25 protein-coding genes and 1 other annotated feature are annotated in these 23,974 nt (G+C 46.9%); all 25 genes read right to left on the reverse strand.

Annotation, left to right across the window (positions count from 1 at the left end):
• Positions 1–549: 549 nt before the first annotated feature.
• Positions 550–2,166 carry a LysM peptidoglycan-binding domain-containing protein gene (locus BMY78_RS33115; RefSeq protein WP_090904360.1) on the reverse strand — a complete coding sequence of 539 codons (1,617 nt, stop codon included), beginning with the start codon at positions 2,164–2,166 and terminating at the stop codon, positions 550–552.
• A gap of 193 nt (positions 2,167–2,359) precedes the next feature.
• Positions 2,360–3,244, reverse strand: a complete 885-nt coding sequence (gene ilvE, locus BMY78_RS26755) for a branched-chain-amino-acid transaminase (RefSeq protein ID WP_090904568.1) — start codon at positions 3,242–3,244, stop codon at positions 2,360–2,362.
• Positions 3,245–3,381: 137 nt separating this feature from the next.
• Complete coding sequence (gene pheA, locus BMY78_RS26760) at positions 3,382–4,263, reverse strand: prephenate dehydratase (RefSeq protein WP_090904361.1); 882 nt, start codon at positions 4,261–4,263, stop codon at positions 3,382–3,384.
• Positions 4,260–5,228, reverse strand: coding sequence for a homoserine kinase (gene thrB / locus BMY78_RS26765; RefSeq protein ID WP_090904362.1), 969 nt, complete (start codon positions 5,226–5,228; stop codon positions 4,260–4,262). The genes pheA and thrB overlap by 4 nt, the downstream gene beginning before the upstream one ends.
• Entirely contained in the window at positions 5,225–6,295 is a 1,071-nt protein-coding gene (gene thrC, locus BMY78_RS26770) for a threonine synthase (RefSeq protein WP_090904363.1), read from the reverse strand. Before thrC ends, thrB begins: the two co-directional genes overlap by 4 nt.
• Before the next feature lie 114 nt (positions 6,296–6,409).
• Positions 6,410–7,696: a homoserine dehydrogenase gene (locus tag BMY78_RS26775; protein ID WP_090904364.1), complete on the reverse strand. Its 1,287-nt coding sequence runs from the start codon at positions 7,694–7,696 to the stop codon at positions 6,410–6,412.
• 91 nt (positions 7,697–7,787) lie between these two features.
• Positions 7,788–8,225 (reverse strand): ACT domain-containing protein, encoded by a 438-nt coding sequence (locus BMY78_RS26780; protein WP_024633956.1) that lies wholly within the window; start codon positions 8,223–8,225, stop codon positions 7,788–7,790.
• Positions 8,226–8,453: 228 nt separating this feature from the next.
• A complete protein-coding gene (gene obgE, locus BMY78_RS26785; RefSeq protein WP_090904365.1) occupies positions 8,454–9,764 on the reverse strand; it encodes a GTPase ObgE in 1,311 nt (436 codons plus the stop codon).
• Positions 9,765–9,781: 17 nt separating this feature from the next.
• Positions 9,782–10,519 (reverse strand): Spo0B domain-containing protein, encoded by a 738-nt coding sequence (locus tag BMY78_RS26790; protein ID WP_090904366.1) that lies wholly within the window; start codon positions 10,517–10,519, stop codon positions 9,782–9,784.
• 151 nt (positions 10,520–10,670) lie between these two features.
• Complete coding sequence (rpmA, locus tag BMY78_RS26795; protein WP_024633959.1) at positions 10,671–10,982, reverse strand: 50S ribosomal protein L27; 312 nt, start codon at positions 10,980–10,982, stop codon at positions 10,671–10,673.
• A 23-nt stretch (positions 10,983–11,005) separates the two neighbouring features.
• A complete protein-coding gene (locus BMY78_RS26800) occupies positions 11,006–11,335 on the reverse strand; it encodes a ribosomal-processing cysteine protease Prp (protein ID WP_079347324.1) in 330 nt (109 codons plus the stop codon).
• Between the two features lie 13 nt (positions 11,336–11,348).
• On the reverse strand, positions 11,349–11,660 hold the full coding sequence (rplU, locus tag BMY78_RS26805; RefSeq protein WP_062328098.1) for a 50S ribosomal protein L21: 312 nt from the start codon (positions 11,658–11,660) through the stop codon (positions 11,349–11,351).
• Between the two features lie 14 nt (positions 11,661–11,674).
• Positions 11,675–11,759: a sequence feature (ribosomal protein L21 leader region), on the reverse strand.
• Positions 11,760–11,815: 56 nt separating this feature from the next.
• Positions 11,816–13,066, reverse strand: a complete 1,251-nt coding sequence (locus BMY78_RS26810; protein ID WP_090904367.1) for an Rne/Rng family ribonuclease — start codon at positions 13,064–13,066, stop codon at positions 11,816–11,818.
• Positions 13,067–13,171: 105 nt separating this feature from the next.
• On the reverse strand, positions 13,172–14,032 hold the full coding sequence (locus BMY78_RS26815) for a M50 family metallopeptidase (protein ID WP_090904368.1): 861 nt from the start codon (positions 14,030–14,032) through the stop codon (positions 13,172–13,174).
• A complete protein-coding gene (locus tag BMY78_RS26820; protein ID WP_177185884.1) occupies positions 14,025–14,909 on the reverse strand; it encodes a M23 family metallopeptidase in 885 nt (294 codons plus the stop codon). The genes BMY78_RS26815 and BMY78_RS26820 overlap by 8 nt, the downstream gene beginning before the upstream one ends.
• Before the next feature lie 227 nt (positions 14,910–15,136).
• Positions 15,137–15,931 carry a septum site-determining protein MinD gene (gene minD, locus BMY78_RS26825; protein WP_053783092.1) on the reverse strand — a complete coding sequence of 265 codons (795 nt, stop codon included), beginning with the start codon at positions 15,929–15,931 and terminating at the stop codon, positions 15,137–15,139.
• 3 nt (positions 15,932–15,934) lie between these two features.
• Complete coding sequence (minC, locus tag BMY78_RS26830; protein WP_090904370.1) at positions 15,935–16,597, reverse strand: septum site-determining protein MinC; 663 nt, start codon at positions 16,595–16,597, stop codon at positions 15,935–15,937.
• A 73-nt stretch (positions 16,598–16,670) separates the two neighbouring features.
• Entirely contained in the window at positions 16,671–17,204 is a 534-nt protein-coding gene (gene mreD / locus BMY78_RS26835) for a rod shape-determining protein MreD (RefSeq protein WP_090904371.1), read from the reverse strand.
• Entirely contained in the window at positions 17,204–18,076 is an 873-nt protein-coding gene (gene mreC, locus BMY78_RS26840) for a rod shape-determining protein MreC (protein WP_090904372.1), read from the reverse strand. The genes mreD and mreC overlap by 1 nt, the downstream gene beginning before the upstream one ends.
• Before the next feature lie 188 nt (positions 18,077–18,264).
• Positions 18,265–19,299 (reverse strand): rod shape-determining protein, encoded by a 1,035-nt coding sequence (locus BMY78_RS26845; RefSeq protein ID WP_090904373.1) that lies wholly within the window; start codon positions 19,297–19,299, stop codon positions 18,265–18,267.
• Between the two features lie 194 nt (positions 19,300–19,493).
• Entirely contained in the window at positions 19,494–20,183 is a 690-nt protein-coding gene (gene radC, locus BMY78_RS26850) for a RadC family protein (protein ID WP_090904374.1), read from the reverse strand.
• 35 nt (positions 20,184–20,218) lie between these two features.
• Positions 20,219–20,830, reverse strand: coding sequence for a Maf family protein (locus BMY78_RS26855; protein WP_090904375.1), 612 nt, complete (start codon positions 20,828–20,830; stop codon positions 20,219–20,221).
• A gap of 93 nt (positions 20,831–20,923) precedes the next feature.
• On the reverse strand, positions 20,924–21,166 hold the full coding sequence (locus BMY78_RS26860; RefSeq protein WP_090904376.1) for a DUF4321 domain-containing protein: 243 nt from the start codon (positions 21,164–21,166) through the stop codon (positions 20,924–20,926).
• Between the two features lie 145 nt (positions 21,167–21,311).
• Positions 21,312–22,511, reverse strand: a complete 1,200-nt coding sequence (locus BMY78_RS26865; protein ID WP_177185885.1) for an SPOR domain-containing protein — start codon at positions 22,509–22,511, stop codon at positions 21,312–21,314.
• A gap of 119 nt (positions 22,512–22,630) precedes the next feature.
• Complete coding sequence (gene murC, locus BMY78_RS26870) at positions 22,631–23,950, reverse strand: UDP-N-acetylmuramate--L-alanine ligase (protein WP_256222490.1); 1,320 nt, start codon at positions 23,948–23,950, stop codon at positions 22,631–22,633.
• Between the last annotated feature and the right edge of the window lie 24 nt (positions 23,951–23,974).

Here is a 23,974-nt window from a genome sequence, read left to right on the forward strand (position 1 = left end):
TGTATTAGGCATGCCGCCAGCGTTCGTCCTGAGCCAGGATCAAACTCTCCAATAAAGTATTGAAAAGAGCGATAAGCTCATTTTGAAACTGACGAGATTAAAAATCTCATTGTTGCTTCGAAATCATACAGCCCGAAGGCTTGTACCGATTTCTCAGCGTCGATCTTGCAAGCAAGATCGTTACTCACTCGTTGTTCAGTTTTCAAAGATCAAACTCGATTTGTGTTACTCTTTTTTGCGTCAGCGCTGTGTTTCAGCGGCGACTTAAATAATATATCATACTGACGAAACCAATGCAATAGCTTTTTCTAAAAAAGATTTTAATAGATTCTAAGTCTCCAATGACCCACTAAAACTGTAGCGAATTTGAGGCCCTCCAACTATGCGTCCACATTCATAGGCTTTCTTAATATCTGCTAAAGAGCCCTACAAGCGTGACACTTCCATACTCCAGTAGGATTACCCTCTTCTCCATACAAAACTCAAAAGGCCGCCTCTTCCCAGAGTCGACCTTTTGAAACTTTAACGCTATTCGGTTACAGTACAGTGTTATTGCTGTATCCATGGATTTCTACGCTTTTTGCTGTCAGAACTACGTTTAGTGGTTATCCCCGTGCGTTCTCTTGCTTGTTTCCCGGATACAGATACTTTAGATTTAGCTTTGGCAGCGGGTTTGGCTGTTCTGCGTTTCGCAGTTCCTGTTTTGGCTGCTTGTTTAGGCTTTGCTTCCAGATTGAACTCAGCCTCACTCTCTGTAGAGGACTGGCTTAAGTTAGCCTCGTCACGTCCGCCCTTTTTGCCTTCCCCCTTGCCTTGTGGAGGGTAGAGTTCACCGAATGCACCTAGCGGAGACGGCGGCACCATGTTCTGAGTAGGGTATGGGTTTTGATAGGCATATTCCAATGGCTGATGAGGCATCATGGATGTGGTCATTTCGGGTTGCATCCCGTAAGGATTGTATGTGCCCCACGCTGGGTTCTGGTAGTTATGTGAGGGATATGCGTATTGATGGTTAGGCATATGATGGTTGCCACATCCGCATGGCGGGTACGGTAGCATAGAGTAAGGAGAAATATGAGGCGGTTGGTGGTTCATATGCTCATTGGCCGCAAATGGAGGGTATGGGCTGTTCACTTGACCTGCTGGTGCAATCGGATACGAGTTATTCTGCATCTCTGCAGATACGTTCGGCATAACGTTGTTATGGTTATACTCTGAACCAGTCCAAGGCATGTTAGATGTATTACCTATGTCGTAAGGACTCACTTCAGTTATACCCGGGAATGTAGCATTGTCATTCGCCCCAGCTGTATACATGTTTTGTGGAGCAGTGTATACCTCTTGTGCAGGTACAGGAACCTGGGCATATGGATGCTCGACAGGAGCATGAAGCATTTTACTGCCACAACCACACGGAGCTTTGGTCGCAGGCGCCACCTCTGTAGGCCATTTCGTATTGTTAGGTATTACAGGTAAAGGCAGAACTTCAGGTGAGATATTAGGCATCGTATACGTTGGCGCTTCAGTTATCGGTTTTAATTGCACTTCGGATTTGGTGTTTTCCTTATTCTGAGCTTCCATCTGCGGCTTCTCTTCAGAAATTTCAGGCAACTGTGGTAACACTTCCACTTCTGGGTTGATATTAGGTACGACCGGATTTGCAGGTACAGGAGCAGGAACTACATTGGAGACTTCTGGTACAGGTGTTGGTTCAGGTACGGGGACTACTGGAGCCGTTTCTTCTTTAACTCCTGTGTATTCCTTCCCTTCAGGCGACAACTTCTCATGAGCAACATTGGATGATGCACCATTCTCTGAATTCGCATTTCCAGGTGCATTCGCTGATGGAATGTACACAGTCTCCCCTACAAGAAGAGCATTCGGATTTTTCAATTGTGGGTTCGCATTGATCATATCTTTCAACGGAACTCCCCAAGCCTGTGACAACTTCCACAATGAATCGCCTTGCTGAACTTTATGACTGTGTAACATGCCTTCCGGCTTTGGTGTTACAGGCTCCGCAGGAATTTTGACCTTCATGCCGATCTCCAACTTGTCGGGATCTGCAATTTGCGGATTAGCTGCGATAATTTTGTCCAACGCTACATTATATTTTTGGGACAGCAGATATAATGTGTCGCCTTTTTTCACCATGTGTATTTTCACTTGGAACTAACCTCCTAGACGTGATACTTGGGCAGTACATTCGCCCATACCGTTACTACATCCTATGCAGAAATTGGGCCAATGACATCAACTAAGCAAAAAAAATCCTTCCCGCCCCAAAAACCGCATACTCCAGGTATGCTGAATTTCTGAGACAAGAAGGATTTTTGCTTCCCTATTCCGATCGTTCCATTTAATCTTCCCAAACTTTATAACCGTCTTTGTCGACAATTTGACGGAACGCTTCCAGCAGTCTCAAGGTTACAGGACCTGCGACGCCCGTTCCAATCGTTCTGCCGTCCACCTCATAAGCAGCAATAACTTCCGCAGCTGTTCCAGTGAAAAAGACTTCGTCGGCAATATACACATCATGTAGCGTAAATGGCACTTCTTTTAATTCAAGATTCAGGACACCGCACAGATCGATAATGGCCTGACGTGTAATTCCTTCCAGTGCACCAAGATAGCAAGGTGGCGTATACACTACACCCTTTTTAATGATAAAAATGTTATCACTGGAACCTTCAGTAACATATCCTTGCGAGTTCAGCATAATCGCTTCACCAACACCCGCATAGTTGGATTGAATTTTAACAAGGATGTTATTCAGATAATTCAATGATTTAATTTTTGGATTAAGTGCATCCGGGATGTTGCGGCGCTGGGAGACAGACACGGCTTTCAACCCAGTAAGATATGCTTCCTCCGGATAGATTGCCAGTTGCTCTACAATGATGATAACAGATGCTTTAGGACAGCGCAGCGGATCAAGGCCCAAGTTACCAGGTCCACGTGAAACGATCAGACGAATATAACCGTTACGCATATCATTGCGACGGACCGTTTCAGCCATCACTTCTAGCATCTCATCATAAGACAGCGGAATGTTCAGACTGATGGATTTAGCCGAATCGTACAAACGATCCAAATGCGCTTTGCATCTGAAAATGTTACCGTTATAAATTCGAATACCTTCGAAAATACCGTCTCCGTACAAAAATCCGTGATCATATACCGAAACGGTTGCATTCTCCTTGGTCACATATTGACCATCCAAATAAATCCATTGATCTGGCACCGATGACTGCACCTCCATAAAATTTCCATCCCTGATTCCGGAACTAATTTTATCTCGTTCATTGTACAACAAATGACAAGCTATTATTGCTCACATTACCCAGTTTTATGACAGCCTTCAATAATGTACGTCCTGATTCAGGTCGTTTTCAACGAAGGATATGTATAACACGGATAGCTGCCAAGAATACGTACCTGACAATTCAAAGCCTCAATCTCAGCCATGGCTGCGGTAAGCAATACCGAATCTGCACTTTCCTCAACATCAATGTAAAAATAATAACTCCCCAACCTTTTCTTCGTTGGACGAGATTCCAGTCGCGTCAAGTTCAGCTTCCGCCAGGCAAAAGCAGACAGCACCTGATGCAATGCACCCGGTGCATCTTCAGGCAATGTAACCAGCAAACTGGTTTTCACATGATCAGGCTCTCGTGGTATCTGAACAGGCTCATGGCCTATCAGCACAAAACGAGTATAGTTGTTGTCATGGTCGGTAACCCGTTCAGCCATAATATCCAAACCATGCTTCTGTGCAGCCAGCCTTGTGCCAATCGCAACCCAGCCTTTGCCAGGATTTTTTTTCACAATTTCTACAGCTTCCGCTGTACTATTTACGCCCTCAAGGTCTGCTCCAGGTGAATGCAGGCGAATAAAATTCTGGCACTGCGGAATCGCTACAGGATGGGACATGATCTTCGTAATTTTCCCGAAATCATATTCACCACTCTCTGTCCTGAACTCGGACCCATGTCCAATGACATTCTGGATGGATGGGTAAACCCATTCTGCCTGCATCGGAATATCCACTTCGTTAACCAGCCAGTCCATATGCAAACTAACGGAGCCTTCAATGGTATTCTCAATGGGTATGACACTGTACTGGGATTTCCCACTATCCGTAGCCCGGAAAACATCAGAAATCAGCTTGGAATGAAGCAATTCCAAAGGTTCCCCATTAAACAGAAAATCTACTGCTTCATGAGAGACTGAACCTTCAGGTAATACTGCAATTCGTTTCATGCGTTAACTTCCCCTTTAACTCTGTCCATAAACGGACTTTCATCTTGATCAGGCAGTACGGTAACACCATCCAGATCCGGATCCAACCATAATGCAGATGCAGCGATGCCTTCACGGCTCATCGTGTCTATCAAATATTGCTCTAGTTCGAGCTTACGAGTATCATGACGATCTACCAACGTCAAAACAGTGGGTCCAGCTCCACTCAATGCAGCCCCCAGAGCTCCATGACTGACCGCATGTTCCAGGATCTCAGCCATGCCGGGTACCAAAGATGCCCTGTAAGGTTGATGAATCCGATCAGACATCGCCTTTTGAATCATGTCCAATCTTCCACTTGCCAAAGCCGCAACAAGTAAGGATGATCTGCTTATGTTGTGAATGACATCAGACTTGTCAAATTGCTGTGGAATTACATTTCTTGCTTTCGAAGTGGATAACTCGAAGTCCGGTACAATGACCAAAGTTTGCAAATCCTGATGCGGCTCAATACGAATATGGTCTACCCGACTGCCATCCCACGCTGCTGCAATGATACCTCCATATAGTGAAGCACCTACATTATCCGGATGTTTCTCCAACGACGTAGCCATATCCAGAAGCTTGGCATCAGATAACGGAGTGCCAATTAATGCATTAGCAGCAGCCAATGCACCGACGATGGCGGATGCACTGCTTCCCAGTCCCCGAGTAAGCGGAATCTCGGAATACATGGAAATCTCCAACTCCGGCACAGAAACCCCTGCTTCGTTGAATACCATCTGTGCAACTTCATATATCAAATTAGATTTATCTGTTGGCAGACCCGTCAGATGATCTCCATGTAAATGGAATGTTGTCTGCTCTGCCGGTTTCATCTCAAGCCATGCATACAGAGACAACGCCATGCCCAGGGTATCAAACCCTGGACCCAGATTGGCTGTACTTGCAGGCACTTTAACAATTACCCTTTGCTGCAGACTCATACGGATTGTTGCTCCAGTTGTGCAATTGCCGCCATAACCGCTTCTTCGGAATCTTCGACAACAAGCGGCTCGGTCGCTACCGTTTTGATTGCAATATTAGGATCTTTGAGTCCATGTCCTGTCAGTACGCAAACCACAGTCTCTCCGCCTTTAAAGTACCCTTCACTCTTCAGTTTGTATACACCAGCAACGGAAGCAGCAGATGCAGGTTCAGCAAAGATCCCTTCACGAGCGGCGATCGTACGATAGGCAGTCAGAATTTCTTCGTCAGTTACATAATTAATCTGTCCGCCAGACTCTTCAGCTGCAGCTACAGCGGTTTTCCAACTTGCCGGATTACCAATTCGAATAGCTGTTGCTACGGTTTCAGGCTCAAGAATCGGTTCACCTTTGACAATTGCCATCGCGCCTTCCGCTTCAAAACCGACCATACGAGGCAGGGAGTTCGATTTACCTGCTTCTTTATACTCTTTGAACCCTTTCCAGTAAGCCGAGATGTTACCTGCGTTACCCACTGGAATTGCGAGTACATCAGGTGCTTGACCAAGCTGTTCAATGACTTCAAACGCAGCTGTTTTCTGTCCTTCAATCCGGAACGGATTCACGGAGTTCACGAGCGTAATGGGATGTTTGGCTGTAATCTCACGCACAATTTCCAATGCACGGTCAAAGTTGCCATTAATCGCAATAACTTTTGCTCCATAGATCATGGCTTGAGCCAGTTTACCCAGCGCAATGTTGTTATTCGGGATCAAAACGATACAATTCAGACCAGCACGAGCCGCATAGGCTGCTGCTGCCGCTGAAGTATTACCTGTTGATGCACACATAATCGTGCGGCTGCCTTCTTCCACTGCTTTAGCAACAGCCATAACCATTCCGCGGTCTTTAAATGAACCTGTCGGATTCAAACCTTCGTATTTGAAATATAAATTCAATCCGAGTTCCTCGGACAGATTCTCCGCATGAACCAGGGGTGTGTTTCCTTCGTGAAGCGTAAGCAGGGGCGTGTTTTCATTAACCGGAAGGTGCTCTTTATACGTTTGCAGTAATCCTTGATATCTCATTGTGGGTAAACTCCTTTGTCATTAATAATCCGAATATGATTGCATACATCTATATGGTTAAACGTGTATCTTAAACCTGGACTTAAAAAATTCAAACCGGAATTTGGGGACGATTTATCCTTCTACCCGATACACACTCTTAATGCGACGAATAACCGCAAGGGATTCAAAGTGTTTCAATACTTTATCCATGCTCGCCTTACTAGCGTTATGCGTAACGATGATGATCTCAGCATCCGGGTTGTGCTCGTTCGGCTGTTGCACAACTGAAGCCAAGCTGACTTCGTATTCAGCGAAGATTTGTGTAATTTGCGCCAGTACCCCTGCCTTATCATCCACATGCAGCAAAATAAAGTTTTTCGACATAATGTGCTCGTCACTTTGCAGACGTTTCTGTTTATAAGGCACAATCGCTTTGAGACCATTCACACCCAGCTTCAGGTTTTTGATCACTGCCACGATATCCGCTACTACAGAAGTTGCCGTCGGAAGCTCGCCTGCACCCGCACCGTAGAACATCGTCTCACCTACAGCCTCGCCATGTACATACACAGCGTTGAACACCCCATTGACGGATGCAATCGGATGATTCTGTCTTACCATTGTCGGCTGAACACTAATGGTGATCTCATCATCCCGACGATCTGCGATACCCAGCAGCTTCATCTCGTAACCTAGTCTTTTGGCATAGGTAATATCTTCACGAGTGACGGATGTAATCCCTCTAACGGTAACGTCTTTCAGTTCCACATTAGTACGGAAGCCCAAAGTACTCAAAATCGCCATTTTGCGAGCTGCATCGAGTCCTTCGACATCCGAAGTTGGATCAGTTTCTGCATATCCGAGTGCTTGAGCTTCTGCGAGAACCTCTTCATAAGAGGCACCTTCCTGGCTCATTTTGGTCAAAATAAAGTTCGTTGTTCCGTTCACTATCCCCATAATGCGGGTAATCCGGTCGGAAGAGAAACCTTCAATCAGCGTGCGGATGATCGGAATGCCCCCAGCCACACTCGCTTCATAGAATACATCACATTGCTTTTCCTGTGCCTTGGCCAAGATCTCGGAACCATGCAAAGCCATTAGATCCTTGTTTGCAGTTACGATATGTTTGCCCCGCTCCAGTGCTTCAAGAATGTATTCTTTGGTCTGATCAATGCCGCCCATAACTTCCACGATAACATCAATATCCGGGTGACGGATGACTTCCCAAGGATCTTCAGTGAGCTTCGCACGGTCTACAGCAATGACACGATCCTTCTCTGTATTCTTTACTGCAATCTTCTCAATAACGATAGGTGATCCAACCTGACTGCTCAGATCCTCCTGATTTCCTTCCACGATGCGAACGACCCCAGTACCCACCGTACCCAGGCCCAACAATCCTACTTTTACCGGTTTCACTAACGACCTACCCCCAATGTCTTTTTCTCCTTCACCCCTGTACGATTTTAACCATACAACTTATTCCTAAACGTTTTACGATAACGTCTAATTAACCTTGGCCTACAATGCGCGTGCGTCGAACCCCGGGCATATCCTGCATCCGATCGAGCATTTCTCCGATTTCTCCATGAAGATGTGACGTCTCCACTGAAATGACAACGTTGGCTCTTCCCTGGAGCGGGATACTTTGGTTAATGGTTAACACATTGGCTCCATAACCAGCTACATGTCCGAGCACACGAGACAATATTCCTGATTGATGCTCCAAATCAATGGAGATCGTTACAATTCGCTCCCGTTCAAGCTGATTGATCAAATGGATGCCATCCTTGTACTTATAAAAAGCACTTCGGCTTAATCCAACCTGTTCAACCGCCTCATGAACTGTTTTGACATCACCGGAAGCCAGCAGTTCTTTTACCTGCATGGTCTTTACCACAGCCTCTGGCAAAATGTCTTCCCGTACTAAGTAATAGCGTTCATTCACAGAACGTCCTCTCCTCAAAGACTCATGTATTCATATAGTGGACATTATATAGGATCTATCCCGAAAGGGCAATACCTCACATGTCTATTTTTTGAAAAACTATTCCTAACAGTATACAAGTTTCTTCCACGCGCAGGTAAGGAAAATTAAAAAAACGCAGAGCAGCGGGTAAACTCCCACTTCTCTGCGTTTATGTTTTAACCAGTATCGGTACTGTGGCCGGCTATCTTAATAGTAGCTGCTGCCTTCCACAAATTCGAACTCGAAATCGCCAATGCGCACAATGGTGCCTTCTTCAGCTCCGCGTTTACGCAGTTCCGCATCCACACCCATATGACGCAATGTACGCGCCAGTTTGAGAATAGCTTCATGCGAATTCAGCTGCATCCGTTTCATCATACGTTCAATCTTGGCACTTTCGACCACGAAGATTTCATTCTCCCGTACAATACGGAAACCATCGTCCTCTTTTTTGTCCAAGCTGTACACTTTGCGTTCGGATAAGTCAGCAACTTCTTCGACCATGGGCTCGTCCGGAATTTGATCCAGAAGATCAGCCGCACGATACAGGAGCTCCTGAATCCCTTTCCGTGTCAGCGACGAAATAGGCATTACTTCAATATCCGGTTGAACTTCACGAGCCTTCTGCAAAAATTGTTCCAGATTGGCTTCAGAATCCGGCATGTCCATTTTATTGGCTGCTACAACCTGTGGTCTTTCAGCGAGGACAGGATTGTACAATTTCAGTTCCTCGTTGATTTTCTGCCAGTCTTCGAACGGATCACGTCCTTCGGAACCAGACATGTCAACGACATGGACGATAATACGTGTACGTTCTACGTGACGCAAGAACTCATGTCCAAGTCCAATACCTTCGTGAGCACCTTCAATCAGACCCGGCAAGTCGGCCATAACAAAGCTGCGACCTTCACCCACACCAACTACACCGAGGTTAGGTGTAATGGTTGTAAAATGATAGGCTCCAATCTTAGGCTTGGCTGCCGAAACAACAGACAACAGCGTGGATTTTCCAACACTCGGAAAACCAACCAGACCGACATCTGCCATGACCTTAAGCTCAAGTACGATGTAACGTTCTTGGCCCTCTTCACCATTTTCGGCCAGTTCTGGTGCTGGATTGTTAGGCGTGGCAAAACGAATGTTTCCCCGTCCGCCTCGTCCGCCACGAGCAACAACAACCTGTTGACCATGACGTGTCAAATCAGCCAGTACTTCTCCACTGTCTTCATCCAAAATGACGGTTCCAGGTGGAATACGTACAATCATGTTCTCAGCGTTCGCGCCATGCTGACTTTTATTACGTCCCTTCTCACCACGAGGGGCCTTGAAGTGACGCTGGTAACGGAAATCCATCAACGTACGCAGACCTTCATCCACACGGAAAATGATGTCAGCTCCTCTGCCTCCATCACCCCCGGCAGGTCCGCCGTTCGGTACATACTTCTCACGACGAAACGAAATAATTCCGTCCCCTCCGTCTCCGGCTTTCACATAAATCTTCGCTTTATCTACAAACATTGGTTAACCCCTTCTTCCTATATTCCACAAGGCATTCTGAATTGTATAAACGTATCCTCAGACGGAAGCTGCTCCGTTCTGACTTTTTTTCCTTTGAGTACGGCATTAAGCTGCCGCAATGTTTCCGGATCGGGTGTTTGATCCCCATCCAGCCGGACAACCACATCTCCGTGATCCTGTCCGAAGTTCAAGGTCAGTTTGCGAACCTCTCCCCAAGACGACCGGCCGCCGCCATATTGATAGGCTCGAATCGCATCGGCAATCGCCCCCGTAAGCGACTCGCCATCCTCGGGAGAGACCAGAGCACTAAGCTGCAACTCTTCCTCTACGACCACATGCAATTCCAGAGCGACTCCACTGGTCCGGAAAGATTGAAGATAAAATACGAGTGAAGGAATACCCAATCTGGAGATTCGGCTTTCTTCGTTAACCCGCTCTACTATTCTTTCCACACATTGCACTGATTTATCAAGTTTGCCCAGTCTAAGATATCCATACAACACCTGAAGATCGTTCATCCAATCATGCCTATGATGATTTAATGATGCAATTGCTGTTTTTTCCATAGATTGTATGATGGTTCTGCGTTCCGCCTCTGCCTGTCTCTTCATCACGTTCACAGAAACAAAAAGCACCGCGACGGACCACAATGCGTATACAGCAATTAAAATAACCACTGGATACAGCATAACGAAAACCAAAGGAATCAGAAGTGAACATGCCGCAATCCAGGGCACTCTTTTCCAAGATTTCATGGCTTCTCCCCGTTCTACAAAACTCGGTTGGTTTAATCCCCACCGTAACCAAGTATAACATGTCTTTTCTGCCAGTTCATTATCGAATAACCTATAAATACAAAAAGCCTTCGGCAAAAATGCCGAAGGCTCCTTAGGCGGAATGCCGATATTATGCTTCTACTGCAGCTGCTACTGGAGCAACATTCACAGGGTAGATGCTTACTTTTTTACGATCGCGTCCCCAACGTTCGAATTTCACAACGCCGTCAACTTTCGCAAACAAAGTGTCATCTTTACCGATACCCACGTTAGTACCTGGGTGAATTTTCGTTCCGCGTTGGCGAACGAGAATGCTACCACCAGTTACTGTTTGACCGTCAGCACGTTTAACGCCAAGGCGTTGTGCGTTACTGTCACGACCATTCTTCGTGGAACCTACACCTTTTTTCGATGCGAATAACTGAAGATTTAATTTCAACATGATTGGTTGTCCTCCTTCTTTAATTATTTGACTTGCTCTATCTGAATATACTTTCCGTATGACTCTGCAATATCAGTGAGCATAAGTACCATGGATTCGAGTAGCAATTGCACCTGGGACCAGGTTCCGTCTTTCTCCAACACAGGTAAAGAAGCGCTTAAAAAGCCATTCTTCATCTTGGCGTCCATTTCGACACCAGTCAATGTTTCGATCGAGTTCACCGTACCCACTGTAACAGCGGATACCCCGGCACATACGATGTCTTCTCCTCGCTTGGCAAAATTAGCATGCCCTTTGATGGAGAAACGATCGATACTCCCGTCATCATTACGAAAGACTTGAACGATAATCACTTATCGCACCTTCTTACGCTTTGATTGCTTCGATAGTTACTTTTGTATACGGTTGACGGTGACCTTGCTTCACATGGTAGTTCTTTTTAGGTTTGTATTTGTATACAACAACCTTTTGTCCTTTGCCATGTTTCTCCACTTTAGCCGTTACAGTTGCTCCGGAAACCAATGGTGTACCTGCTGTCAAACCTTGATCGTTAGATACAGCCAGGACACGGTCGAACGTTACGCTTTCGCCATCGTTCGCAGTCAATTTCTCGATGAACAGAACATCGCCCTCTTGGACTTTGTACTGTTTGCCACCTGTTTCAATAATTGCGTACATTTGCCTTGCACCTCCTCATGTCTCAGACTCGCCCGGTCTCAGGTGACAGTGTCCTTGCGGAACTGTTCTTGTACCCGGCCAGTGCGGTTACAGCATGTGCAAGACCAATAGGCTAAACACATACCTGATGATTATACCACCAACTATACTAAAAATCAATGCAACGGCGAAATATATCTTTTGCCTGTCCCATGACAGGAAGAACAAGGTTCTACATAAGGGAGCGTGCTTTCTTCCCGTACCTTCTTACGGGTAAGTTCGAGCAACCCCAGCTTGGTCCACCCTATTACAAAAGCCTTGGTTCGATCCTTCTTGAGTTCATTTTCCAGTGTTGCCGCAACTTCATGCCGATTCATCGCTTCCTCCATATCAATGAAGTCCACAATAATCATGCCGCCGATATCCCGAAGACGCATTAAACGGGCAATCTCAACCGCTGCCTGCATGTTCGTCTCCGTCACAGTCTCTTCCAGACTGTCACCGCCTGCTCCGGTGTACTTGCCTGTATTGACATCGACTACAGTGAGCGCCTCGGTATGATCAATGACAATATATCCGCCTCCAGGCAGCCATACCTTGCGGGCAAAATCCTTGTTCAACTGCTCCTGTACACGATAAGCAGAAAAGATTGATTCTTCTCCCCTGTATACCTGTACTTTAGGTTGATGGCCCGGACAGATTTCCTCCAGCAAAGCACTCAACTCACGGGCTTGTACTTCATTGTCCGTAATTACCTCATCGCTGCCAGGCGTATACACATCACGAATGATCCGCTGAACCATACTGTGATCCCGATGCAGCAGGCTTGGTGAAGGCAAACTATCCGCTTTTTCACGAATCAGACGCCACTGCTCACGTAATGTTTCCAGATCGGCCTGAATGGCTTCCCTCTGTTCCTCTGCGGATACGGTTCGTATGATAAGCCCCTCTTCGTCCCGTCTCAATTGTTCCCCCAACGTTTTGAGGCGGGATCGATCCCCCTCACGGGCAATTTTCTTGGAGACGGCTACATAGTCCGCTAAAGGCATGTAGACAAGCCAGCGGCCCGGCAGCGAATAATGAGTCGTCACCCGGGCTCCTTTGCTTCCTACTGGCTCCTTCAAGACCTGGACGATTACCTCCTGACCTGGACGAAGCAGCTCCGAAATGGAAGGCTTCACTTTGGGCTGTTTCTCCAGATTGGGATGCAATACATCGTCCACATACAGAAAAGCATTCTTTTTCTGACCTATATCCACAAAAGCAGCTTGCATACCTGGTAACACGTTCACTACCCGTCCTTTGAAATACGAACCCAGCAGTCCACGCTCGCGTGTACGCTCTGCCATGAATTCTACAGCTTTGCCTTCTTCCAGAAGCGCCATTTGCATGAGGTTATGTTCATTATGTACAATCATTTGTTTCATGGCTTCACCTCTAGAAGACAATTCAATTCATCCACATCCATTCTGTATCTTCGCCATACTCATTGTACATGTATTAACCAAATTAAGGACAGATCCACCAAGATGCTATAACTTATCCTTGTCTTGTTTGAAATAAGAACCGATGATTCGCTGCTCAGGCAAAACGGCCATGATTCTTCCCTGTCTATTCATCACATATATCATATGGTATCTTTCTCTCTTTAATAGACGCAAAATAGTCTCCAAAGGTTTCGCCGGAAATGAGATTATCGGCTGTGCCAAACTGCCTGTAGCTGCATGACGGGTGAATGCACTTTCACGATTCATCAGAAATCGGATAAACCGGTAGGGAATATTTCGGTAATCGGTCACATTGGAATAGAACAGAAAAATTCCGATCAACAGAATATTTAACGGCAGCCCGGAATCACCGGTAAACCATCGACCGATGGCAACCAAGATAACTCCTGCGCTACACACAATGCTGATTCTGTAAGTCCACATCAATGTCGTATAGTAGGGAGCAGCAAGACTAACGAGTGCCTGTACAATTTTACCGCCATCCAAGGGCAACACGGGTAACAGGTTAAATAGGGCAATCAGCAGATTCCCCTGTATAATATAATCTAAAAAAATCGGGTCTCCCAAATTTCCATACTTTAGCAACAAAACGACTCCAACCATGAGCATATTTTGAAACGGGCCTGCCAAAGCGATAATGATCTCCCGACGTGCTGTAATATTTCCGGCATCTTCAATAACGGCGACGCCGCCAAAAGGAAGCATCTGTATCGAAAGGACACGGCAGCCCAGAAGGGCTGCCGCTGCAGCATGTCCACATTCATGAATAAAAACGATGGCAAACAGCGTGATGAGTTCAATAAAATTCCCAGTCAACAGGGAAGCCATCATGATAATCACAAAAAAAGGATGAAACGAGATACGTACACCCCACAACCTAATCAAGGGCAACCACTTCCGCAGGGTCTACGTACTGCTCGCCCTCTTTTACAGCGAAATACAATGTGGCAGGTTGATCATTTCCAGTCTCCTTTAGGCTACCGACTGCGTCACCCGCTTCTACCCAATCATTTACCTGGACTTCACTTTCGTTCAAGCGTCCGTATATGGCTGTGACTTGACCAGTGTGCTGGATTACAACCGTTGTCCCATTTTCCGGATCATCCAATACTTGAAGTACGCGTCCGGCATCTGAACTGACTACTTGAACAAGTCCTGTACCGCCAGCTTCGGGAACAATCTCAATTCCTTTCATGCTCAGTGCAAAAGGCTGAACGACCGTTCCCGAGATCGGTTTACCCAGGAGGTGTCGGATACCCGATCCGTTCACAGGATCAGTGGTATGCCCAAGAACAGGCAGGAATGATGGCGTTCCGCCAAAATGCCTTTCGTACCAGGCAGCGGCATAGGCAAAATCCATATCCCGATGCAGCACATCGGCGATCACGGTTTTGGCAGGTGTCGTCCATGAACTGTTCAACTGGAACAACCCCCAGACGCCACCGAATAATAGAATACTAACCACCGTTCGTCCTACCAATGACTTCATTAGATTGAAACGTGGATGGCCGCCAGGACCATAATGCCCGTTCTCTTTTTTCCACAGCCATTCCGGATCTCTTTCCTGTTCTGTCAGCGAAGATCTTGCCGTTCGCAGATTATCTTGTATATCTATAGACGAGAACGGATTACGTTGCGCAGATGTACGCTTATCGGAAACCGAGCCCGATTCTCGCTGCTGCATAATTTCTTCCGTAGCACCATCCATTAACCGCCGAATGCGCTCTTCTCTTCTCTGCTTGATTCTGAGTTTCGTATTCATGGAATGTCCTCCCGCCGAGGCTTGTTTACTACATCCTATGAGGGGCTCGTTCATAATATGAACAAGCTTCGGCGGGAAGCAAAAATAACCCCACAACGTGGAGTCCTATTGTGATGCACATGCCCTGTTCTATACCAAAGCTCCTTTAATCAAAGGCTCCATTATAATCAAAAAGCCGGGCTTTAGGGCCACGGCTGTCATACATAAATATGATAAGGAAGAGCCAGTTAACCCATTCCAAAAAACTTCTTAAAGCGTGTGAAAGCACCCTTTTTTTGCTCCAATTGCATCAGGGGAACGGTATCTCCCAGAATACGACGGGCAATATTACGATAGGCAATGGCCGCAAGTGAATCCGGATTCATCACTGTAGGCTCTCCCGAGTTGGCGGCCTTGATGACAAGCTCATCATCAGGAACAATCCCAATCAGATCAATATTAAGTACTTGTAAAATGCCGTCAATGTCGAGCATGTCGCCTGATTTGACCATATTGTTGCGTATACGGTTCACAACCAATTTTGGTGATTGAATGTGTGAACTCTCCAGCAGACCAATGACACGATCCGCATCACGGACAGCCGCATTTTCTGGTGTAGTGACCACAATCGCCTGGTCAGCTCCTGCAACCGCATTTTTGAACCCCTGCTCAATTCCGGCTGGACAATCAATAATGACGTATTCAAAATCTTTTTTCAATTCGAGGATAATGTCCTTCACCTGTTCTGGTGACACAGAGTTCTTATCTCTCGTTTGTGCTGCAGGAAGCATATATAATTCTTCAAAACGTTTATCTTTGACCAAAGCCTGATTCAGTCGGCAGCGGCCGTCTGCAACGTCGCACAGATCATAAATGATCCGGTTTTCGAGTCCCATCACGACATCCAGATTGCGAAGGCCGATATCGGTATCTACCAGACAAACCTTTTTGCCGAGCAGCGCCAGCGCTGTCCCGATGTTTGCCGAGGTGGTTGTTTTACCCACGCCGCCTTTACCCGAAGTGATCACGATCGCCTCTCCCATGAGCTACACTCCTTTAAACACATTAAAATCTCGGCGCAACCGAACGATATTGCTCATCTTGTCGATCTGCATCTGATTGTCCTGTAAATAAGCAAATTCCATTCCGGTCTCTCGGCTCTCCCACTCATCGGGAGGACGGCTGATGATGTCAGCGATCCGCAGCTGCGTTGGTGCAAACACCGAAGCTGCAATGATCGAGTCTTCGTCCCCACCAATTCCAGCGTGAGCCATGCCTCTGAGTGAACCCAAAACATATATATCTCCGGTACACGTTACTGTGCCCCCCGGATTGATATCACCAAGAAACAGTAGATTCCCTTCATGATGAAGTACCTGACCCGAACGTACCATACCACACATGGTTATAATCGGCGGCGGCCCTTTAACCTCTGGTTTAAGGGCCGGTGAGTCTATGGAACGAATGAGCAAATTCCCTTTTTGTTTCAATATATCAAGAATTGCTTCTTTCTGGTCCTCCGTTACTTCCCGGTTGCCCAGTTTGATATCCACATGAACTATCGGTCCGGTCAAAATATTTTGATGGCTGTGTTCCAGCTTATAGCGGAGCTCGTAGAGCAATTCCTCGAATTCACATTGATCGTCCAACAGGAAAACCAGGCCGTCTCGGATGCCTTTAATCGTTACGTGATTCGATTTTACCGTCATAAGCCTGTCCCTCCCATCTCATTACATTTCGTGCCCGGGTCCCCAAGTTCCTGCTTCTCCCTCCATAAATGTATCAAGAAGCTTCTTGTGCTTTGCTCTTTCTCTTACCAATCCGCTCCAGTTGTTTCCGAAGAGGAACATAAATGATAAGCGCAAACACAAAATGAATGAACAAATTGGGAATCATGTATTCAAGCAACGCCCAGTCAAATGTCACATGATTGAGTTGGAAGAGCTTGTACAGAAAGAATAACATGGTGTCATTCAGCAGACTTCCCAAAAGGACGACGGAAACCATAACCGGCAGTGGTGCGCGCGGCGCTTGAAAAATAAGTCCCATCATATATGCCGATAATCCCATCGAAAATCCGTATGGTCCAATCATTTCGCCGTAGAACACGACATCGTGCAATAGTCCAAAACATATGCCAAGCACCAACGCCGTGTGCCGATGATGATATACAGCAATAAACAAAATCACGATGTAGACCAGGTTGGCAGAAATACGCGTTTGCCAGGCTGAAGGAATGAGCAGCGGAAGAATCGTTCCTTCAACAATGAACAAAACGAACAGTAACAGGAATAAGACTTGCTTGCGCGTTATCATTATTCTTTTACCTCAGGTGGGATAATGACAATCAGCTCTTTCCAGTCAAGGAAGCTTGCATAAGGCTTAATAATCGCAGTCCGTGTCAAACCATATTCCCCAACTTCAACCTTTTGCACTTCTCCGATGCGCATGTACTTTGGAAAATTGTTGATAATCCCGGAGGAGATGATTTCATCACCCTTTTTAATATCTGAATCTTCCGAGATCTTGGTCATTTTGAGCATGCCGGATTTTGGATCATAACTCTCAATCATGCCAAACACTTTTTCTTTGCCCACGGCTGTAGCTGCGATGGCATTGGATGTTGGGTCATTGGCGTCCATAGACGTTAACAGATTAACCGTTGACGTATACGAGCTGACATGACTGACAACCCCAACCAGACCATCCAGCGAGGTCACCGCCATGCCTGGTTTGATTCCGGCATTTTCGCCAATATCAATATTGATCGATCTGCTGTTGGGGTCGGAATTGGCGCTGATGACTTGAGCAATTCGTGTATCATAATTGTATCGGTTCCGTTGCTCCTCGGTGAATTTGAGATTTTCTTCCAGCTGCGCAATTTTTTTGTCCATCTCATTGTATTTCAGTCGATCCCGGGTATAGTGCCCCATCGCAATGCGAAGCTCTTCATTTTCTTGATATACCGTACGCATGTTCGCTACATCTTTGAAAAAGCCCGCTACAGAAGAAGCGGGCTTGTAAAATACGTATTGTACAAATCCGACTGAATCCTTCAGGAATTTCTCCGGCCAGGATAGAGCGGTTCGCGGACCGAGCGTAAAGCCCATTAACGCGATAAATGTAACAAGGCCCACCAGCAAAACAAAAAGTCTTTTGTTACCCAGCAGTTTAAACAGTTCGACCACCCTCTAACATCCATTATTCTCTTCCGAGCCATGCCCGGCGGGGAGACTGTCAGACTTATAGTCCCGTCGAGAATATCAGCCGATTCTCCCCGGGTATGCGGGTAATAGCTCTCCCGGGGTTAACCGGGTCCTCTTCATTGATATCATGCCGCTTGGTCGATAAGCGAGCCAAACATGGCATATATCAATTAACGTTTGGAACGAACTGCCGAACTGCTTCTGCTCTTGAACAAATGAATATTCTCAAGCGCTTTACCTGTTCCGATTGCAACGCAATCGAGCGGGTTCTCTGCTACGATAACAGGCATTCCTGTCTCACCAGCAAGCAGCTTGTCCAGATTACGAAGCAATGCGCCGCCACCTGTGAGAACAATACCACGGTCCATAATATCCGCTGCCAACTCAGGAGGACATTTCTCCAAGGTTACTTTTACAGCTTCAACAATGGCATTCACCGTATCCGCCAAAGCTTCGCTGATTTCATCCGATGTAATCGTAATCGTCTTCGGCAGACCTGTTACGAGGTCGCGTCCACGAATTTCCATCGTTTCTACTTGCTCAAGCGGCATAGCTGATCCGATATCCATCTTCAACTGCTCGGATGTACGTTCACCGATCATCAGATTATACTGGCGTTTAATGTATTGAATCACGGATTCATCCATCTCGTCACCAGCGACACGAACCGAACGGCTTGTTACAATCCCGCCAAGGGAAATAACTGCCACTTCGGTCGTACCACCACCGATATCTACAACCATGCTTCCCGTTGGTTCCCACACTGGAAGATCTGCACCGATTGCAGCTGCAAAAGGCTCTTCAATCGTGTAGGCTTCACGAGCACCAGCTTGTTTTGTTGCATCTTCAACCGCACGTTGTTCTACCGCTGTAATCCCGGATGGTACACATACCATCACGTTAGGATGACGCTGGAACATGGAACGTTGCTTCTGCGCCTGACGAATAAAGTACTTGATCATTGTTGCTGTTGTATCGAAATCGGCAATAACGCCGTCTTTCATTGGACGAATGGCACGAATGTTACCAGGTGTACGTCCAATCATTTTTTTGGCAGATTCCCCTACTGCCTCAATAGTTTTGGTATCAGTCCGAATAGCAACTACGGAAGGTTCCCGTACCACAATTCCTTTTCCACGTACATAAACGAGTGTATTCGCTGTCCCCAAGTCAATCCCCAAATCTTTGTTAAAACCACCAAACATAATGTAATCTCCTTTTCTGCCTCATATAGCCGCTCTAGTGAATCAAGAGCGTTTCATTTTCATTCCCACCAAAATGGTGGAGCTACTATTCGCATTTGTTTTGTGTTGCATTGTTTTGCATGTGTAAAGTGAACCTATCTTCTACGGACAACGCCGTCAACATTCATAGGAAAACATCAACGCCAACCATTATATTATACTAAGCCCTTCTCCTTCAAACTTACGTACGTTCCATCTCCGATAATAATGTGATCCAGCACGTCTATGCCAACAATTGAGCCGGCCTCGATCAGTCTTTTGGTTATTTGGATGTCCTCTGGACTAGGCGTAGGATCACCACTGGGATGGTTGTGTGCGCACACTATAGAGGCGCTGCTGCATTTGATGGCAGCCCGGAACACTTCACGCGGATGTACAATCGAAGCGTTAAGGCTACCCATGGAGAGTGTTTCCTGGGCAATAATGTGGTTTTTGCTATTCAGGAAAAGACACACAAAGTGTTCTTTCTGCAAGTAACGTAATTGTTCGGTAAGAATATCGGCCGCATCACGAGGGGTACGGATTGAAGTTGACTGTGTAAGTCTGCTCTTCGCAATCCGATGACCAAGCTCAATGCTGGCTTTCAGCTGTACAGCCTTGGCCATGCCGATTCCCTTCATTGCAGTCAGTTCTTCCAGGCTCAAATCCATCAACGAGCGAATTCCACCCGCTTCGGTCAGAATCCGCTGTGCCATATGCACTGCGGACTCCTGTCTTGTGCCTGTTCGAAGTAAGATCGCCAGCAATTCAGCATGGCTTAAGGCGCCCGCCCCGTATTCCATCATGCGTTCTCTCGGGCGTTCTTCCTGGGGGATGTCGCGCATCATATATTGAGGCGACTCCATATGTTCCCTCTTTTCAGATCGTCAATTGCGGAACTTCATGTTCGTGGCAGTACATGTACGCCGAATCCATCCAGCATATCGCTAAGCAAGGACAACGGTAGTCCCACCACATTGAAATAACATCCTTCAACACGTTCTATCAGTGAAGCACCAATGCCCTGAATGGCATATGATCCTGCCTTGTCCGAAGGCTCTCCAGTCTGAACATACGCACGAATCGTAGCGTCAGACAGTTCCTTCATCGTTACATCCGTCTGCCGATACTGAACCATGGATTGTCCATTTCCTGCATCGATACAAGCTACTCCCGTGAAAACACGGTGTACACGACCCTGTAGACGAGATAACATACGTACAGCGTCCGCTTCGTCTACGGGTTTACCGAGAATATCACCGTCCAGAACGACAACAGTGTCACTACCAACAATAACTGCGTCCTGTTCACGGCCTTCCAGTCCGCGATAAACGGCAAGTGCCTTACGCATCGCAAGTTCCTGTACGGTCTGTTCAGGAGTCCATTCCGGCGGTGTATCTTCATCGGCGTGACTTGGTATTACTTCAAAAGCTAGATGAAGTGATGCGATCAGTTCTTTACGCCGTGGCGATGTCGAAGCCAGAATAATGCGACGCTGTTGTGTTTTATCCAAAATAACCGGCCCCTTATGCTACGGCGACATCCTGTCGGATCACGCTAGTAGATATCATTTTTTTTAGTTTCTTCGTCAAAATTCGTCATTCTCCTATAACCTGCGATACAGCCATACAGCAGCAATAATACCAATCAAGCTCAGGAGGCTCATTTGAAATTGAAATGAAATATCATAACTGATAATATCCAGATCAGCCTGCGGCGACCAACGAATGGTCGTGGCTTTCGTTAGAAAGGCAACGGCCTTTACAGGCTGCAGTGCCTTGGCGATCCACGCACCGGCCAGCCAGCCGAGCAGCAGAAACAGCAATAACATGCCGAAGTTTTTTTTCATTGGTGATCTTCCCTCGCCATTTTTTGACACCCACATTATTATACGGGGTTTTGTACGTCAATACAAACACAAATCCGGCAAGGGGAACTATTTCCAGTTCCTTGCCGGATAGGTATTTCAAGGCTGTGTTATGGGAAAGCGTTGATTACTGTTTTATCGCTTCAAGCCATTTTTTTTGCTGTAATACATATTCCATTAGATCGGACTGTACAGACCACATATACACATTAGCCGGATTTTTGTTGTATTCGGCAATTGCCGTTACCGCACTGTTCATCGATTTTTCCATCGCGGATACATAGGGTTGTACGTCTGCACTCAGACCCGGTGCAATACTATTCAAACCGGTCAGCCAGAGCTGATGCTGGTTCTGTAAAGAGGTCATCGTTTCGGTTGAAACGGCTTCAGGAACAGACTGACCAAGTTGCTGGATGGAGAGGGTAGACAGTTGTTCAACCAAAGCCGACCCACTTGCGAAGAATTGCTTCACATCCTCTGCTTTTCCGCCGAAAACTGCCGGATTCACTTCAGGGTTGACGATTTCCTTAACGTACAGCTCCACACCTTCGGCCTTAAGCCTTGAGCTGAGCAGCTTGGCTTCCTCACGGTCAGCCGAAATGCCTGCATATACCCGATTACCGTCCTCCGGATCGGAGCCTGCCGCAATGCCTGCCTGGGACAGCTCCACCTTCGCCTGTTCAGCGCGTTCAGGAGAACTGAATACACCATATTGCAGTGCATAATAGCTGCCGCCTGTAGTCGTTGCCTGGAGCTGCTGTTCCGAACCTGCCACTCCCTGCTGACCTGTCACGGCCGATACCTCCTGATTGGCGGGCATCTTGCTCCCAGGATCTACAGCCCCTTCCCGATTAAAAAAAGAAAGAATAACCATGCCGAAGAGGGCCCCGGTTACAAGCGCACCCGTTACTGAACCAATCATTTTCCAGCCCCTCGGGGGGCGATTTCGCTTATACGAGTAGTTTTCACTATCTGCAAGCCAATCATGGCCTCCATAATTCTCGTCCGATCTGTTCTCGTCCTCCTCTCCCGGATACGCAGTTAGATGCTTATAACTGTATCCGGGCTCATCGAGTTTAGAATCCTTATCCGTTCTTGGGTAAGGTTCAGGTACAGTGGAGCCTGTCAGCATCGTCTCTCCCCAGTCACCGGGTATCTCCTCTGGTGTCCATGAAGGTGTTGTGTTCAACTGCGTTGGTGTTGGCGTCGGACTGTGCGGAATTTCTTCACTCAAAGCTGCAAATGTGCTGGATGTGGGTATCCCCTTATTTTCAGGCTTGTCCGACTCGTTATCCCCAAAGCGAAACGTCATTCTAGCATTGCTCACCCCGTACCCTCTCCTTTGTCCCATTTATAACAGCTATATGTGGAGAGAGTCAGAAACATTCCATTTCATGCAAAAAACCGCCTGCTTCGAAATGAAGTCAGACGGTTTTACAATTGTATTTATTTCAACCCTTTGGCAAGTGTATCGCCAACTTTCCAGATATCACCTGCACCCATCGTGAGCACAAGATCGCCTGGCTGAAGACGGTTCTGCAAATCTGCAACAACTTCTTCCTTTGTCGGAAGATAACGTGCAGAAGCATTACTGTTTTGAACGATGAGTTCAACCAGCCTAGCCGAGTGAACACCTTCAATCTGTTTTTCACCCGCAGGGGAATAGATGTCGGTAATGAGAACCTCATCCGCTTCTGCAAAGGCACGACTGAACGCATCAAGCAGGAAGAACGTACGTGTGTAACGCTGTGGCTGGAATACCGCAATGATACGTTTCCCCGTTGCTTTGGCCGCACTGATTGTAGCCTCAATCTCGGTCGGGTGATGCGCATAGTCATCAATAATCAGCATATCACGCGCCTCGCCCAGCACCTGGAATCTGCGTTTTGCTCCATGGAACTGGATAATGGCAGCCGTAATTTTCTCAAATGGAATACCTGCTTCCAGACAGGTGATGACCGTAGCCATCGCATTATAAACGTTATGTTTACCTGGAACTGACAACTCCACCGTACCCAACACATTGCCCTGATGGCTCATCGTGAAGGAAATTCGGCGGTCGCCAAGCACGATATCTGTTGCCGTATAATCAGCAGCATAATCAATGCCGTATGTGGTTACCCGTGATTTCAGCTCTGGCAAAATGGCTTGAACATTCTCGTCGTCAGCACACACAATAGCCGTGCCTTCTGGACGAATCTGACTCAGGAACTGCACATAAGCCTTTTTGAGTTCCTCAAAATCACTGTTGTAGTTCTCAAGGTGATCCGCTTCAATATTCGTCACAATACCGAGCCAAGGGTGATACTGCAAAAATGAACCGTCGCTCTCGTCCGCCTCGGCAACGACCCAGTCGCCTTGCCCTGCCTTGGCATTGGTCCCCACGTTCATGATTTCCCCGCCAATGATGTATGTCGGGTCTGTATCACATTTATCCATAACAAGTGCAATCATGGATGACGTGGTTGTTTTGCCATGAGCCCCGGCTACAGCCACACCTTTGCGCTCATTCAGCAATCGTGCGAGCATCTGGGCGCGATGCAGAATCGGGATGTTCAGCTTTTCAGCTGCCACCCGCTCCACATTATCAGCCGGAGCAGCCGTAGAGTAGACAACCAGGTCTGCCCCATTTACGTGCTCTGCTGTATGTCCGATATATATTTTCGCTCCCTTGGCTGCCAGCTTCTCGGTCAACTCCTGTGAAGCGACATCCGATCCGGTAACGGTGTATCCCATCTCAAGCATAACTCTCGCGATGGCACTCATGCCATATCCGCCAATTCCTATAAA

Source organism: Paenibacillus sp. OK076 (genome assembly GCF_900110055.1).
Lineage (GTDB): Bacteria > Bacillota > Bacilli > Paenibacillales > Paenibacillaceae > Paenibacillus.